General features: G+C 65.1%; 12 protein-coding genes and 3 tRNA genes. 12 read left to right on the top strand and 3 right to left on the bottom strand.

Annotated features, from left to right (window positions below):
* Window positions 1-39 precede the first annotated feature (39 nt).
* The 6 genes from rnc to nagZ all read left to right on the top strand — a co-directional run bounded on the left by rnc (window position 40) and on the right by nagZ (window position 5,763).
* On the top strand, window positions 40-1,470 hold the full coding sequence (rnc, locus tag PKKP23_RS08830) for a ribonuclease III (RefSeq protein WP_026121406.1): 1,431 nt from the start codon (window positions 40-42) through the stop codon (window positions 1,468-1,470).
* Window positions 1,471-1,568: 98 nt separating this feature from the next.
* Complete coding sequence (gene era / locus PKKP23_RS08825) at window positions 1,569-2,432, top strand: GTPase Era (RefSeq protein ID WP_017774680.1); 864 nt, start codon at window positions 1,569-1,571, stop codon at window positions 2,430-2,432.
* Entirely contained in the window at window positions 2,419-3,408 is a 990-nt protein-coding gene (recO, locus tag PKKP23_RS08820; protein ID WP_126876620.1) for a DNA repair protein RecO, read from the top strand. Before era ends, recO begins: the two co-directional genes overlap by 14 nt.
* Window positions 3,405-4,169, top strand: coding sequence for a pyridoxine 5'-phosphate synthase (gene pdxJ / locus PKKP23_RS08815; protein ID WP_017774682.1), 765 nt, complete (start codon window positions 3,405-3,407; stop codon window positions 4,167-4,169). Before recO ends, pdxJ begins: the two co-directional genes overlap by 4 nt.
* A 72-nt stretch (window positions 4,170-4,241) precedes the next feature.
* Window positions 4,242-4,682, top strand: a complete 441-nt coding sequence (acpS, locus tag PKKP23_RS08810) for a holo-ACP synthase (RefSeq protein WP_126876619.1) — start codon at window positions 4,242-4,244, stop codon at window positions 4,680-4,682.
* A gap of 52 nt (window positions 4,683-4,734) precedes the next feature.
* Window positions 4,735-5,763 (top strand): beta-N-acetylhexosaminidase, encoded by a 1,029-nt coding sequence (gene nagZ / locus PKKP23_RS08805; protein ID WP_126876618.1) that lies wholly within the window; start codon window positions 4,735-4,737, stop codon window positions 5,761-5,763.
* Between the two features lie 22 nt (window positions 5,764-5,785).
* Here the strand turns inward: nagZ and PKKP23_RS08800 are convergent, their stop codons facing one another.
* The 3 genes from PKKP23_RS08800 to earP all read right to left on the bottom strand — a co-directional run bounded on the left by PKKP23_RS08800 (window position 5,786) and on the right by earP (window position 9,713).
* Window positions 5,786-7,168: a sigma-54-dependent transcriptional regulator gene (locus PKKP23_RS08800; RefSeq protein ID WP_017774685.1), complete on the bottom strand. Its 1,383-nt coding sequence runs from the start codon at window positions 7,166-7,168 to the stop codon at window positions 5,786-5,788.
* A 667-nt stretch (window positions 7,169-7,835) separates the two neighbouring features.
* Window positions 7,836-8,393 carry an elongation factor P gene (gene efp, locus PKKP23_RS08795; protein ID WP_017774686.1) on the bottom strand — a complete coding sequence of 186 codons (558 nt, stop codon included), beginning with the start codon at window positions 8,391-8,393 and terminating at the stop codon, window positions 7,836-7,838.
* Window positions 8,394-8,510: 117 nt separating this feature from the next.
* On the bottom strand, window positions 8,511-9,713 hold the full coding sequence (earP, locus tag PKKP23_RS08790) for an elongation factor P maturation arginine rhamnosyltransferase EarP (RefSeq protein WP_240658844.1): 1,203 nt from the start codon (window positions 9,711-9,713) through the stop codon (window positions 8,511-8,513).
* A gap of 155 nt (window positions 9,714-9,868) precedes the next feature.
* Here earP and uvrC point away from each other — a divergent pair, with 155 nt between their 5' ends.
* The 6 genes from uvrC to PKKP23_RS08760 all read left to right on the top strand — a co-directional run bounded on the left by uvrC (window position 9,869) and on the right by PKKP23_RS08760 (window position 14,527).
* Entirely contained in the window at window positions 9,869-12,079 is a 2,211-nt protein-coding gene (uvrC, locus tag PKKP23_RS08785) for an excinuclease ABC subunit UvrC (RefSeq protein WP_126876617.1), read from the top strand.
* A 137-nt stretch (window positions 12,080-12,216) separates the two neighbouring features.
* On the top strand, window positions 12,217-12,810 hold the full coding sequence (pgsA, locus tag PKKP23_RS08780) for a CDP-diacylglycerol--glycerol-3-phosphate 3-phosphatidyltransferase (RefSeq protein WP_017774689.1): 594 nt from the start codon (window positions 12,217-12,219) through the stop codon (window positions 12,808-12,810).
* Window positions 12,811-12,971: 161 nt separating this feature from the next.
* Window positions 12,972-13,047: transfer RNA gene (locus PKKP23_RS08775), tRNA-Gly, on the top strand.
* A gap of 60 nt (window positions 13,048-13,107) precedes the next feature.
* Window positions 13,108-13,183: transfer RNA gene (locus PKKP23_RS08770), tRNA-Gly, on the top strand.
* A 115-nt stretch (window positions 13,184-13,298) separates the two neighbouring features.
* Window positions 13,299-13,372, top strand: a tRNA-Cys gene (locus tag PKKP23_RS08765).
* Window positions 13,373-13,507: 135 nt separating this feature from the next.
* Window positions 13,508-14,527 carry an alpha/beta hydrolase family protein gene (locus tag PKKP23_RS08760; RefSeq protein WP_126876616.1) on the top strand — a complete coding sequence of 340 codons (1,020 nt, stop codon included), beginning with the start codon at window positions 13,508-13,510 and terminating at the stop codon, window positions 14,525-14,527.
* Window positions 14,528-14,568 lie beyond the last annotated feature (41 nt).

Raw genomic sequence — 14,568 nt, 5'->3', positions numbered from 1 at the left:
TGTGTTCGCCGGGGCAGGCGGGCGCGTTATACTCTGCCCATGCCCCTATCTCCGCTGGAAAGCCGCTTGCGCTATGAATTTCGTAATGCGGAATTATTGCGCCAGGCTTTAACCCACCGCAGTCACAGTGCCACGCATAATGAACGGCTCGAATTTCTGGGCGATTCCGTTCTGAATTGTGCGGTGGCTGCCCTTTTGTTCCAGCGTTTCAGCAAACTGGACGAAGGCGACCTGTCGCGTGTGCGGGCCAATCTCGTGAAGCAGCAGTCGCTGTATGAAATTGCTCAGGCCCTCAATATCTCGGAAAGCCTGCGGCTAGGGGAAGGCGAACTGCGAAGCGGTGGTTTCCGTCGCCCGTCCATTCTGGCGGATGCGCTGGAGGCGGTCTTCGGCGCGGTCTTTCTCGACGGCGGCTTCGATGCCGCCCAGACCGTCATCAAGCGCCTGTACGTGCCGATTCTCGACCATATCGATCCTCGTACGCTCGGCAAGGATTCGAAGACGCTGCTGCAGGAATACCTGCAAGGTCACAAGATCGCGCTGCCCACCTATACCGTGGTCGCCACGCATGGTGCGGCGCACAATCAGCAGTTTGAAGTGGAATGCACGGTTCCGAAGCTCGACGTGAAAGTGTCAGGCTCCGGCGCGAGCCGGCGAGCGGCTGAGCAGGCCGCGGCCAAGAAGGCGCTGGAAGAGGTAATGGCCGTGGCGCCTGCGCTCGCGACGAAACCGAAGCGCTCGAAGAATTCGCGTGCGGCCAAGGCGGAACAGGAAGTGGTGCCGGGGGTGACAGGTGTGCAGGCCGCGCTGGATCTGCGCGCACCAGAGCGCCGTCCGGATCGCGCGGCACGTGCCGCGGAAAAGACCGCGGCCACCGCCGAGCCGGCGGCCGAGCGTGCGCCTTCGGCGTCTCCTGTGGCGTCGGGCGCCGTGCCGCCTGCCGCGCCGCTGGCCGTGATTCGTGCCGCCCACGTCGGCTCGACGCAAGGCCAGGAGAGAACGCCCGAAAAGCCGGCTGAAAAAAGCACTGAGAAAGCCACAGAAAGAACGTCCGAGCGAGGCGCCGAAAAGCTCCAGGACAAGGCGCCCGAGAAGAGCGCCGAAAAAGCGCAATCGAAGGAAGAGCACAGCGCTGAGAAGGTCGAGCCAGCTTCTGCGGAACGCAGTCGCTCCGAGAAATCCGATCGTCCTGAATCGCGTGCCGACCGTTCTGCCGAAAAATCCGAATCTGCTGGTGCTGCGGCGACTACGTCGGGCACCCCGGCCATCAAGGCCGCGGCAGATCGCGCCGAAGCCACCGTCCATAGCATCGATCGCTCCGGCGAGCGTAATGACGCATCGTCCGGCGCGCGTCCGCTCGCGGAGAAGTCCGTTGCACTGCGTGCTCGCGATGCGTCGTCCGGCACGTCCGAAGACGCAGTCGTGGCCCCCGGCGCCGTACCTGTCCGCGCCGCGGACGCCGGCCACTGAAACAATGTCGCCACCGTGCGCCGCACGTTGGTGAAATCCGCTGTCATCCGACCATGAATGCTCCTCTTTCCTCCTCGTCTTCCGGTTTTCGCTGCGGCATGGTCGCGATCGTCGGCCGCCCGAACGTCGGTAAATCGACGCTGATGAACGCGCTGGTCGGACAGAAGATCAGCATCACGTCGCGCAAGGCGCAGACCACGCGCCATCGCATCACGGGCATCAACACGATCGACGACGCGCAGTACATCTTCGTCGATACGCCCGGTTTCCAGACCCGCCACAGCTCCGCGCTCAACCGCTCGCTGAACCGCGCCGTCACGTCGACGCTGAGTTCGGTGGACGCCGTGCTGTTCGTCATCGAGGCAGGCCGCTTCGGCCCCGACGACCAGAAGGTGCTCGACCTGATTCCGCCTTCCGCGCCCACCTTGCTGATTGCCAACAAGCTCGATCGCGTCTCGGACAAGAACACGCTCTTTCCCTTCTTCCAGCAGATGAACGCGCTGCGGGAGTTCAAGGAAATCGTGCCGCTTTCCGCGAAGAATCCGGACGACATCAAGCGCCTGCTCGCCACGATCAAGCCGTATCTGCCCGAAGGCGAGCCCATCTACGGCGAAGACGATCTGACCGATCGCAGCGAGCGTTTTCTTGCCGCCGAAATTCTGCGCGAGAAAGTGTTCCGCTGGACCGGCGACGAGTTGCCGTACACGAGCACGGTGCTCATCGACAAGTTCGAAACCGAAGGGCGGCTGCGCCGCATCTTCGCGACCATTCTCGTCGAGCGTGACGGACACAAGGCGATGGTGATCGGCCAGAAGGGCGCCAAGCTCAAGCAGATCAGCACGGAAGCGCGCCTCGACATGGAAAAGCTGTTCGACGGCCCGGTCTACCTGGAGACCTTCGTCAAGGTGAAGAGCGGTTGGGCCGACAACGAAGCCGGGCTGCGGGCGTATGGGTACGAATGACGGATGGATGACGCTCGACCCGGGCGTCAATCCCGTCGACCCCATCGATCCAGACGAGGCCGAAGCCGCTGAAACCGCCCCGCGTGTGCCGCGCGGCCGCAAGGCAAGCGCCGCCGTCAAGGCGGCGAGCGAGTCGGCGCACGACACGCATGAAGACGCGGGCAATGAAAACAGCACCCGCGCCGCCTCGAGCCGCGTGAGCGGCGAACGAAGCCGACCCGCCACGCGCCGCGCACCCCGTGCGCCGTCGCCGCCCACTCCGCAGTATCGAATCACCGAGCAGCCCGCCTTCGTGCTGCATAGCTATCCCTATCGCGAAACCAGCCTGATCATCGACGTGCTCTCGCGCGACCATGGCCGTCTCGCCCTTGTCGCCAAGGGCGCCAAGCGTCCGCATTCGGCGCTGCGCGGGGTGCTTCAGACGTTCCAGCCGCTCTCGCTCTCGTGGACCGGCAAAGGCGAGGTCCGCACGCTTACGACGGCCGAATGGGTGGGCGGCATGTTGCCGCTCGCGGGCGACGCGCTCCTGTGCGGCTTCTACGTGAACGAACTGCTCGTGAAGTTCTGCGCGCGCGAAGATCCGCACCCCCAGCTGTTTCATCACTACGTCGTCACGCTCACGCGCCTCGCGCACGACGAACCTGCCGTGCAGGTGCTGCGCTCCTTCGAGCGCGTGCTGCTGCGCGAGACCGGCTATGCGATGTCGCTCGACAAGACCGCGTCGCGCAAGCCCGTGCTGGCCGAGGGCCGCTACGTGTTCGACCCAGAGCGCGGCGTGCGCGAAGCGTCCGACGACCTGCCCGCGCAATGGCCCATCATTGCGGGCCAGACATTGCTCGATATGGAAGAGGACGATTACCATCGTCCGCAGACCGTCGCGCAAAGCAAGACGCTGATGCGTTTCCTGCTCAACACCTACCTTGGCGGCGCGCCGCTGGCCACTCGTCAGATCCTGATCGACCTGCAAAACCTATGAGCTTCTTTCTCACCTCGCCGAACGTCATCGAGCTGGGCGTCAACATCGACCACGTCGCCACGCTGCGCAATGCGCGCGGCACGTCGTATCCCGATCCGATCCGCGCCGCGCTCGCGGCTGAAGAGGCGGGCGCCGACGCCATCACGCTGCACCTGCGCGAGGACCGCCGCCACATCGTGGACGCCGACGTGCGCGCACTGCGCCCGCAGTTGAAGACGCGCATGAATCTCGAATGCGCCGTCACGGCGGAAATGCTCGACATCGCGTGCGACGTGAAGCCGCACGACGCCTGTCTCGTCCCCGAGAAGCGCCAGGAGCTGACAACCGAAGGCGGCCTCGACGTCGCGGGTCAGTTCGAGGCGGTGCGCGCCGCGTGTCGCCAGCTTGCGGACGTGGGCATTCGCGTGTCGCTCTTCATCGACGCCGACGAGACGCAGATCCGCGCCGCTCACGAAGCCGGTGCGCCGGTGATCGAACTGCACACCGGCCGTTATGCCGAAGCGCACGATGCCGGCGAGCAGCAGCGCGAATACGAGCGCGTCGTGCGCGGCGTCGAGTTCGGTATGGGCCTGGGTCTCAAGGTCAACGCCGGACATGGCCTTCACTACACGAACGTCCAGCAGATCGCCGCCATCGACGGCATTGCCGAACTCAACATCGGTCACGCGATCGTGGCGCACGCGGTTTTTGTCGGCTGGGAGAACGCCGTGCGCGAGATGAAGGCGATCATGGTCGCCGCGCGGCTCGGTGCGCGCGGCTGATCCGCCGCGATCTTCGCAACCTTCGCGATTGGCCATCCCATCCCTGGCGCAGACGACACACAAACAACTTCCATGGCGATCTACGGCATCGGCACAGACATCGTTCAGGTGAGCCGCGTCGAGGCGGTGATGACGCGCACCAATGGGCGCTTCGCGGAGAAGGTGCTCGGGCCCGACGAGCTGCGCGTCTACCACGCGCGCAATGCGCGTTCGCAGGTGCGCGGGCTCGCGTTTCTCGCCACCCGGTTTTCGGCCAAGGAAGCGTTCTCGAAGGCGATCGGTCTCGGCATGCACTGGCCCATGACATGGCGCGCGATGCAGACGCTCAATGAGCCGAGCGGCAAGCCCGTCGTGGTGACGTCAGGCGAACTCGCCGAGTGGCTCGCCGCGCGCCGCATCACCGCGCGCGTGACCATCAGCGACGAGCACGACTACGCCGTGTCGTTCGTGATCGCCGAGGTCGATGACAGCAGCGACGGCAGCATTGAGACCCGCTCCGGCCCGGCCGCATGATTCCTGAATGCGCGGCACGCTCCGCGCTCTTTCCACCACTTTTCCCGATCCGATGAAAACCAGACCTGGCCCGGTGATGCTCGACGTCGCCGGCAAGACGCTGACCGACGCCGACCTGCGCCGCCTCGCCCATCCGATGACGGGCGGCGTGATTCTGTTCGCGCGTCACTTCGAAAGCCGCGCCCAGCTCGTCGCGTTGACTGACGCGATCCGCAACGTGCGCGAGGACATCCTGATCGCCGTGGACCACGAGGGCGGACGCGTGCAGCGCTTTCGCACCGACGGCTTCACGGTGCTCCCCGCCATGGGCCGGCTAGGCGAGCTGTGGGACAAGGACGTGCTGCATGCGACGAAGGTCGCGACGGCAGTCGGCTACATCCTCGCCTCGGAGCTGCGCGCGTGCGGCATCGACATGAGCTTCACGCCGGTGCTCGATCTCGACTACGGCCACTCGAAGGTGATCGGCGACCGCGCGTTCCATCGCGATCCGCGCGTCGTCGCGCTGCTCGCCAAGAGCCTCAATCACGGTCTCGCGCTCGTCGGCATGGCGAACTGCGGCAAGCATTTTCCGGGACACGGCTTCGCCGTTGCGGATTCGCACGTGGCGGTGCCCATCGACGACCGGCCGCTCGACGCCATCCTTGCCGAGGACGTGAAGCCTTACGACTGGCTGGGTCTCGCGCTGCAATCCGTGATCCCCGCGCACGTCATCTATCCCCAGGTGGACGACAAACCCGCCGGCTTCTCGCGCGTGTGGCTGCAGGACATCCTGCGCGGCAAGCTGGGCTTCACCGGCGCCATCTTCAGCGACGATCTTTCGATGGAAGCCGCGCGCCAGGGCGGCACGCTGACCGAGGCGGCCACCGCCGCGCTCGGCGCGGGCTGCGACATGGTGCTGATCTGCAATCAGCCGGAAGAGGCGGGCAAGGTATTGGATGCGCTGGCGTTCGAGCCGTCGAAGGCGTCCCGGCAGCGCATCAAGGCGATGCGCCCGCGCGGCAAGGCGCTGGAATGGAACAGGCTCGCAAGCCAGCCTGCCTATCAGCGCGCGCAGGCGCTGCTGCGCAGCGCCCTGGGCTGAGTTCCGGGCTCTAGTTCGTCCCTCAATTGAGCCGCATACGCTGCAGCTTGTTGTAGAGCGTCTTGGGACTGATTCCGAGCAGCGACGCGGCGCGATGTCGCGTTCCGCCCACCGCGTCCAGCGTCGCGCGAATCAGCATTTCTTCGACATCCGCGAGCGGCGTGCCGACTGTCACCTGGACACGGCCGCCATTGATGTCGCGCATGCCGCCGCTGCCGGTCTCGTCTGCGCGCAACGTCTCCAGCACTTCGCCCGACGCGTGATACGCCCGCCGCACGCGCTCCTGCAGTTCGCGCACGTTGCCGGGCCACTCGTACGAGAGACACTCGCGGACGAATTCGGGCGAGATCAGCCGCGTGGTGCCCGTGAGACCTCGCGCGTGCGTTTCCTGGTTCAGTTCGTCGACGAATGCCTGCGCGAAAAGTGCGGCGTCGTCTTCGCGTTCGCGCAGCGGCGGGAGCGCGAGCGCTGCGGCATCGAGGCGCAGCCACAGGTCTTCGTGCAGCCGGCCTTCGGCTACCGCATTGCGCGGCACCGTGCGGGTGGCTGCCACGAGCCGGAAATCGGTCCCCACCTTGCTCGTGCCGCCTACGCGCATGAAGGTCTGCGAATCGAGCGCGTGCAGCAGCGCTTCCTGTTGCGCGCGCGGCAGGTCGGCGAGTTCGTCGATGAACAGCGTGCCGCCGCTTGCCTGATCGACGAGTCCGGGTTCGCGTTGCTCGGCGCCGCTAAACGCGCCGCGCTCGTGCCCGAAGAGCAGGCTCTCGAGCGGGCGTCCCTCTTCTTGCGCGGCAGCCTTGCGGGTGTCGAACACCACGAACGGCCCTTTGCGGCGGCGGCTCATCTCGTGCAGCGTGCGTGCTGCGATCTCCTTGCCGGTACCCGCTTCGCCACTGATGAGCACGGCGGCCTCGGTAGGGGCAATTTGCTCGATGGCGTCGTAGACGTGCTGGATGGCTGTGCTGTGCCCGATCATGCGGCCGAAGCGGCCCATCTGCCGCAGCGTGGCGCGCAGCGTGCGCACTTCCTCCGTCAGTTCATAAGGACGCGGAATACGCGCGAGCAGGCTGCGCAGACGCGGAATGTTGACGGGCTTGAGCAGATAGTCCCAGATGCCATGCCGCAAGCCTTCGATGGCGCTTTCCACTGTCGCGTTGCCGGTCATCACGATCACGGGCAACGCGCCGCCGGGCGGTTGCGCAGGCAGGTGCTGGAGCAGGTCGAGACCACTGCCGTCGGGCAGATTCAGGTCGACGAGCACGACGTCGGGGATGAACCGCGCGAGCGCGCTGCGTGCCTCGGCAAGCGTGGCCGCGGTATCCACAGAAAAACCGTCTGCCGCGAGGATGGCAGAGAGGCCGGACAGGCTGTTGGGATCGTCTTCGACAATCAGGGCGTGTGGCATGGCGGAGCGCAAGTTGCAGATATTGGGATGCGTAGGGCGACGTCGCGTTGCTGCCGCTCTGACGTGAGCCGGCGGCGGTCGCGATTCGACGCGTTCGTTGTCTTTGTCATTCGGTCCTTGTCGAAAACGCCTGCGGGCGCCGCGCGGCTCTTGCATGCCGCGTCCTGCGGAGTGCCTCCGGACCAACCTCACGGGGCTGGTGCCTGTTTCCGGGCGCCTCGAGCGTTACGGTGTTACGGTCGCCAGTCTTCGTCTGTGTCAAACAACCGGCGCACTTCGCGTCGCGCTCCTTCACGGATCTTTGCCCGTGAAGCTCTTCTACTTGCCTGCTGTGACGTCGTTGTTTATGGCACGTCTCCTGAACCTCGACGATGGGGATGCGGCTCCCCAAAGACTCGCGTCGTTTAAAGCAGGGAACGTGCCATCCGGTAACGTCTGGATCGAGCCCCGCGCGGCGCGGCACCGCGACGGTCTGTGTGCCGGAGAGGGCGCGGAATGCCGTGCAAAAACGGTAAAGTTTTCCCAAACATACACGGTCGAAGGAAAAAGAAAAAGCGCCCAAAAGGGCGCTTTATTCCCTGAGGGCGCTTTATTTCGTCGCGGCCGCGGACTGTGCCGCAGCGCTTTCTTGCAGCGAGTAAGTCGTGTGCGCCGAGTGGGGCCGGCCTCAGGCGCGGCTGCGGTACTCGTTCGTACGCGTGTCGATTTCGATCTTGTCGCCGATGTTGCAGAAGAGCGGCACTTGCAGTTCGAAGCCCGTGTTCAGCTTCGCGGTCTTCAGCACCTTGCCCGAGGACGTGTCGCCCTTGACTGCCGGCTCCGTATAGACGATCTCGCGCACGAGCGTGGTGGGCAGTTCGACCGAGATGGCCTTGTCGTTGTAGAACACGACTTCGCACGCCATGCCGTCCTGGAGGTAGTTGAGCGCATCGCCCATCATCTCGGCTTCCACTTCGTACTGGTTGTAGTCGGCGTCCATGAACACGTACATCGGGTCGGCGAAGTACGAGTACGTCACTTCCTTGCGATCCAGCACGACGACGTCGAACTTGTCGTCGGCTTTGTACACCGATTCCATGCCTGCGCCTGTCAGCAGGTTCTTGAACTTCATCTTCACGACGGCGGCGTTGCGGCCCGACTTGTTGTATTCGGCCTTCTGCACGACCATCGCGTCGCTACCGATCATCACGACGTTGCCGGTGCGGAGTTCCTGTGCAATCTTCATAAAACTGTCCTGTCCAAAAATTTAAATCGCTTCGAATATTTTCTACGGCATACGACCCTGGGCGGGTTCGCGCTGCATGCTGCGCCTACCCGGGGATGCGCGTTCACGGGTAACCGCTTATTTTAGCTGACTTTTTGCAAATCCGGCCAGATTCGCGGCGAGGTCGCCCACCCGCGCAAGCTCGCTCGCCCATTCCACTGCACGGGCCGCGAATTGCACGCGGTGGCGTTCGAAATCGGTCCAGTCGGGCACGCCGTTGCCGTTCCACGCATGCCAGAACCGCGCGAGCGACGCGCGTGCCGCGTCGGGCAGCGTGCGGGTGTAGTGGGCGAGGGCGGCGTCGAGCTTGGGCAGATGAGCGTCGTCGGCTTGCGGGTAGATGTGCCATACGAACGGCCGCGCCGCCCACTGCGCGCGCACGAACGAATCCTCGCCGCGTACGAAGTTGATGTCGCTGGCCCATAGCAGGTTGTCGTAGCCGTTTTGGTCAGTGAACGCGAGGCCATATGCCGTGAGCGCCCCCATGCTTGCATGCGTTTGCGCGCCAAACGACCCGACCCCGAAAAAGCGGGCCACGGCCCCGGAGATCCGGCCTTCGGGGACGAGCAGCACGATGGGTGCCGCGCTGTTGCGCCACTGGGCGAGCAAAGCGTCCACGGCGGGGTTTTCGTAGGCGAAGAGAGAGACCACGGTAGTGCCTTCGGCCGGCGGCGGGCCGCCAGTCGTACGTTGCCACCAGTCGGCGCGCGCCTGTGCGGAGGCTTCGAACGCCGCGCGCCGGGCGTCGAGATCATGTTCTTTCAGCACGCCGCCCGTGCCGGCGCCGAGCCCCGGAAAGAAAAACGTCTTCGTAAGCGCATAGCGCGGGTGCGGCGATGGCCGCAGATGAAAGTCCGCCACCCAGTCTTCCGCACTCAGATATTCGAGATTGAGCCACACGGGCTTGCGTTCGCGCCGCGCCATGGCCGCGACGTACACGGGCGGCAGTTCGCAGGCGAACGCCTCGATCACCACGTCGGCGATCTCGAGCACGTCGCCCGCGTGCGTGGGCGTGTGCCAGTGCTCCACGGCAATGCCGTCTACCGTTTGCCGTGACTTGTCGAGATCCAGTGCCGGACAGAGTTTCTGGAACGCATGCAGGTCGTCCACGAACACGCGCACCTGCCAGCCGTGCTCGTGCGCGAGCTGACGCGCGAGCCGCCAGCTGACGCCGATGTCGCCGAAGTTGTCGATAACGGCGCAGAAGATGTCGCAGGCGATGGCTGTCGCTGTACCGGAGGGATGCATGCCGGGACGGGAAGAGAAGGACGAAGCAGGCATGGCGTCGGCGTGCACATTGCGCAGCGTGGCACGGCGCCTCGAGCGCTTGCCCGCGCCGCGATTCGGACGCGCGTGGAATGTTCTAAACTGGCGATTCTAAAGCACATCAGCCATCGAGGCGGCCCGCGTGCAAGCGCGTCGCCGCCCGTTTCTGCATGACCGAATCCGAAGACTTCGAACCGAAAAAAGTACTGGCGCAGCTGCCGCATCTGCCCGGGGTCTACCGTTATTACGACACCGCCGGCGCCGTGCTGTACGTGGGCAAGGCGCGCGACCTGAAGAAGCGCGTGTCGAGCTACTTCACGAAGACGCTGCTGTCGCCGCGCATCGCGATGATGGTGACGCGCATCGCGCGCGTCGAAACCACGGTGACGCGTTCCGAGGCCGAAGCGCTGCTGCTCGAAAACAATCTGATCAAGGCGCTCGCGCCGCGCTACAACATCCTGTTTCGCGACGACAAGTCGTATCCGTACCTCAAGCTCACGGGCCACGCGTATCCGCGCATGGCGTACTACCGCGGCGCTGTCGATCGCAAGAACCAGTACTTCGGGCCGTTCCCGAGCGCATGGGCGGTGCGCGAGAGCATCCAGATCCTGCAGCGCGTCTTCCAGCTGCGCACCTGCGAAGACTCGGTGTTCAACAACCGTACGCGACCGTGCCTGCTGCATCAGATCGAGCGCTGCTCCGCGCCTTGCGTGGGCGCGATCAGCGAAGAGGATTACGCGCGCGACGTGCAGAACGCCTCGCGCTTCCTGCTCGGGCGGCAGACCGAGGTGATGAAGGAACTCGAGCAGAAGATGCACGCCTTCGCGGCCGAGCTGAAGTTCGAGCAGGCCGCGGCGGTGCGCAACCAGATGAGTTCGCTCTCGACGGTGCTGCATCAGCAGGCCATCGAGACGGGCGGTGACAGCGACGTCGACATCCTCGCCGTGGTCGCGCAAGGCGGCCGCGTTTGCGTGAATCTGGCGATGGTGCGCGGTGGCCGGCATCTGGGCGACAAGGCGTATTTTCCCGCGCACGTGGAAAGCGCGCTCACGGCAGACGAAGGCGGCGTGGGCGACGAGTCTGAAGTGGTCGCGGATGGGCAAGACAGGGGGGAGCGCGCGGAGGGCGAGGCCGATGCCCGCGCCGTGATCCTGCGCCAGAACGACGATGAGGCCGCGGCAGACGCGAGCGCCGCTGAAGCCGATGCCGCCGGGAAGGGGGCCCACAGCGAAGCCGGCGCCGCGAATTTCGCCGACGACCCCCTCGCGCTCGCCGAAGCCCTTGCGCCGGAGAGCGACGACGAAGAAGGGGCCGACGCCGCGAGAACAGGCCGCAGCGTCGCGATCGAATCGGAAGTGCTCGATGCCTTCATTGCGCAGCATTACCTCGGCAATCGCGTGCCGCCGGTGCTGGTCGTGAGCCATCCGCCCGCCAACAGCGAACTCGTCAACCTGCTCATGGAGCAGTCAGGTCACAAGGTGACCGTGCTGCGTCAGCCGCAGGGCCAGAAGCGCGCCTGGCTCACGATGGCCGAGCAGAACGCGCAGCTCGCGCTCGCGCGCCTGCTCTCCGAACAAGGCTCGCAGCAGGCGCGTACGCGCGCGCTTGCCGATACGCTGAGCCTCGAATTCGACGACCTCGCGCATCTGCGCATCGAATGCTTCGACATCAGCCACACCATGGGCGAAGCCACGCAGGCATCGTGCGTGGTCTATCACCACCACAAGATGCAGTCGGGCGAATACCGGCGCTACAACATCACGGGCATTACGCCGGGCGACGACTATGCCGCCATGCGCCAGGTCCTGACGCGCCGCTACGAAAAGATGGTCGCGCAGGCCGCGCAGAATGCCGCCGACGAAGCCGGGACGCTGCAATCCGAAGAGGCCGCGAGTGCCGGCGGCGACGTGGCGGAGCCGGCTGCGGCGGGCGGGACGCTGCCGAACATCGTGCTGATCGACGGCGGTAAGGGGCAGGTCGAGATTGCGCGCCAGGTGTTCACTGAACTCGGGCTCGATCGCGGCATGCTGGTGGGCGTGGCGAAGGGCGAAGGCCGCAAGGTGGGTCTCGAAACGCTTGTCTTCGCGGACGGCCGCGCCCCGCTGGAACTCGGCAAGGAAAGCGCGGCGCTGATGCTGGTCGCGCAGATCCGCGACGAAGCGCACCGCTTCGCCATTACGGGCATGCGCGCCAAACGCAGCAAGACGCGGCAGACCTCGCGGCTCGAAGAACTCGAAGGCGTGGGGGCGAAGCGCCAGCAGCGGCTGCTCGCGCGGTTTGGCGGCCTTCGTGGCGTCATGGCGGCGAGCGTGGACGACCTCGCGAGCGTGGAGGGCATCTCGCGCTCGCTTGCGGAGCAGATCTATCAGCAGCTTCACTGAGGCGCTGCGGTGCCATCCAGCCGCCTTGCCGTTTCGTCGCGTCCTGCGCTGGGCCTTGCGGGGCTCGCCGGGCTTTGCTTGTAGCGGGTGCGGCGACACGGCACAATTGCAACTCCCTTGACAGATGGCGCCCGCCGATGCCGTTCAATTTCCCGATCTTTCTGACGTGGCTGCGGATCGTGCTGATTCCGCTGTTCGTCGGCGTGTTCTACCTGCCGGACATGATGATGAGCCCCGCGCATCGCAATCTGGCGGCAGCGGCCATTTTCATTCTGGCGGCGCTGACAGACTGGTTCGACGGCTATCTGGCGCGCAAATGGAATCAGACGTCGTCGTTCGGCGCGTTTCTCGACCCGGTGGCGGACAAGCTGATGGTAACGGCGGCGCTGCTCGTGCTCGTGCAGCTGTTGCGTCTCGACGCGGCCATTGCACTCGTGATCGTGGGTCGGGAAATCGCTATCTCGGCATTGCGCGAGTGGATGGCGCAGATCGGTGCGTCGAAGAGCGTGGCCGTGAATCAGCTCGGCAAGTTCAAGACCGCGTGCCAGATGGTCGCGATCCCGATGCTGCTGCTTTACGGGCCTGTGCCGCTGGGCGGCGGCTTCGTGCTCGACACGCGCGTGTGGGGCCTGTGGCTCATCTACGTGGCTGCTGTGTTGACCATCTGGTCGATGCTTTATTACATGAAGCTCGCGTGGCCGCAGATTCGCGAGCGCGGTGGGCGGGCCTGAACCGGCGAGGGGCCGGCCTTGCGTGATGCCACCGCTTCAAAGAGGAAAAACTTGCGTGGGGCTTGACACGTTTCAGCGGCTTATACATAATCTCATCTCTCCGGTGCACGCGGTTCTGAACACCGGAGTTGCTTTAAGAAGGCGGCAAAAAGCAGCAAAACGCGGGAGTAGCTCAGTTGGTAGAGCGCAACCTTGCCAAGGTTGAGGTCGCGAGTTCGAGACTCGTCTCCCGCTCCAGATTTTCGATGCGGCGTTTTGCGGTTGTGTCTGTTCCGAAAGCGTTGCAAGCAGGACCATGCGGGAGTAGCTCAGTTGGTAGAGCGCAACCTTGCCAAGGTTGAGGTCGCGAGTTCGAGACTCGTCTCCCGCTCCAGATACACGGGGAAGCTGCGCTTCCCTTTTTGTTTGGCAGGCCGGAAGGCTGCCGCACAAATCTGCCGGGCCGTTTCAGGCGCACCCTGTTCGATCCGGGCCGGCAGTCCGCTTCTGGCGCGATAGCAAAGCGGTTATGCAGCGGCCTGCAAAGCCGTGTAGGCCGGTTCGACTCCGGCTCGCGCCTCCAGATAGAAAGCCCTGATCCGTCAGGGCTTTTCTTTTTTCCGGGCCACTGCGCGCGGGCTCATGCGCCCATCCCCAACCGCCTTTGCTATGCTTCTTCGCCCACGCTCATTTCGAGCGACGTGCGAGGAGCCACGCCATGCGCGGGATAGTGACCGTCGTGCTGTTTATTGCGTTCGCGTGCGCGGCTCGGGCGCAGACCGATGCGCCGAGCTTCAACGCAGGCATCATCCGCCTGACTGTCGCCGATCAAACCGCGCCGATCGACACCGTCGTCTTCTATCCCACCCGCGATCGCGAAACCGCCTGGCAAGCGGGGCCGTTCCTGATCGAGGCCACGCGCAATGCCGCGCCCGTCGCGGACAGGCGTTTTCCCGTCGTGCTGCTCTCGCATGGCCGGCGCGGCGGTCCGCTGAGCCATCGTGAGCTGGCGACCGCGCTTGCGCGTGCCGGATTCATCGTCATTCTCCCAACGCACGTGGGCGATGCTTACGGCTCGCCGCCGGCGCCGACACAGTCGCGCATCTTGATCGATCGTCCGCGGCAAGCTGAGGCGTCGCTCAATGCCGTCCTGGCGGATCCACGGTTCTCGGCGAGCGTCGACGAAAACCGTATCGGCATGATCGGCTTCTCGGCCGGCGGCTACACCGCGTTGATCCTCGCGGGAGCGAAACCAGACTTCCGGGCCGCAGTCGCGTACTGCTCGACGCACGACGATCCCGGCTCATGTCCGCGTCGCGTTGCGCAGGGCGGGACCACGCCTGTCGCAGAATCGGCCGCCGCCATCACGCCCGAACTCGCGGCGTGGAAGCCGCCTCTCGACCGCCGCGTAAAGGCGCTCGTGCTGATGGATCCGCTGGCGGTCATGTTCGATGCGTCGACGCTTTCCGCCGTGCGTGTGCCCACGCTGCTCTATCGTCCGCAAAACGACGCCTATCTTGGCAGCGCGGTCAATGCACTTGCCGTTGCGACCGGCTTGCAGCCGAGGCCGCAAATGGAGGTCGTGCCCGGCAATCACTTCGTCTTCATCGATCCTTGTCCCGACTCGATTGCGCTCGATCAGCCCATGGTGTGCCAGGACGCGCCCGGCGTCGATCGAGCGCAGATTCATCGGCAAATCGAGCACGAGGTGGTCAGCTTCTTGCGCGAGCACCTCTAGCCGGCGCCGCGCGTGGCGAATCCGGTGTGTGCAACGCGGCG

The organism is Paraburkholderia kururiensis JCM 10599 = LMG 19447 (assembly GCF_003986935.1).
In the GTDB taxonomy this organism is placed as follows: Bacteria; Pseudomonadota; Gammaproteobacteria; order Burkholderiales; family Burkholderiaceae; genus Paraburkholderia; species Paraburkholderia kururiensis.
The sequence above is the reverse complement of the archived record's forward strand: the minus strand, read 5'-3'. Positions and strand labels throughout refer to the sequence as shown.

Bases quoted from the DNA above. Each gene is read 5' to 3' on its own strand.
- earP (WP_240658844.1), bottom strand. From the start codon at position 9,713: ATGCCTGCTTCGTCCTTCTCTTCCCGTCCCGGCATGCATCCCTCCGGT.
- efp (WP_017774686.1), bottom strand. From the start codon at position 8,393: ATGAAGATTGCACAGGAACTCCGCACCGGCAACGTCGTGATGATCGGT.
- PKKP23_RS08760 (WP_126876616.1), top strand. From the start codon at position 13,508: ATGCGCGGGATAGTGACCGTCGTGCTGTTTATTGCGTTCGCGTGCGCG.
- era (WP_017774680.1), top strand. From the start codon at position 1,569: ATGGTCGCGATCGTCGGCCGCCCGAACGTCGGTAAATCGACGCTGATG.
- recO (WP_126876620.1), top strand. From the start codon at position 2,419: ATGGGTACGAATGACGGATGGATGACGCTCGACCCGGGCGTCAATCCC.
- PKKP23_RS08800 (WP_017774685.1), bottom strand. From the start codon at position 7,168: ATGCCACACGCCCTGATTGTCGAAGACGATCCCAACAGCCTGTCCGGC.
- pgsA (WP_017774689.1), top strand. From the start codon at position 12,217: ATGCCGTTCAATTTCCCGATCTTTCTGACGTGGCTGCGGATCGTGCTG.
- uvrC (WP_126876617.1), top strand. From the start codon at position 9,869: ATGACCGAATCCGAAGACTTCGAACCGAAAAAAGTACTGGCGCAGCTG.
- nagZ (WP_126876618.1), top strand. From the start codon at position 4,735: ATGAAAACCAGACCTGGCCCGGTGATGCTCGACGTCGCCGGCAAGACG.
- pdxJ (WP_017774682.1), top strand. From the start codon at position 3,405: ATGAGCTTCTTTCTCACCTCGCCGAACGTCATCGAGCTGGGCGTCAAC.
- rnc (WP_026121406.1), top strand. From the start codon at position 40: ATGCCCCTATCTCCGCTGGAAAGCCGCTTGCGCTATGAATTTCGTAAT.
- acpS (WP_126876619.1), top strand. From the start codon at position 4,242: ATGGCGATCTACGGCATCGGCACAGACATCGTTCAGGTGAGCCGCGTC.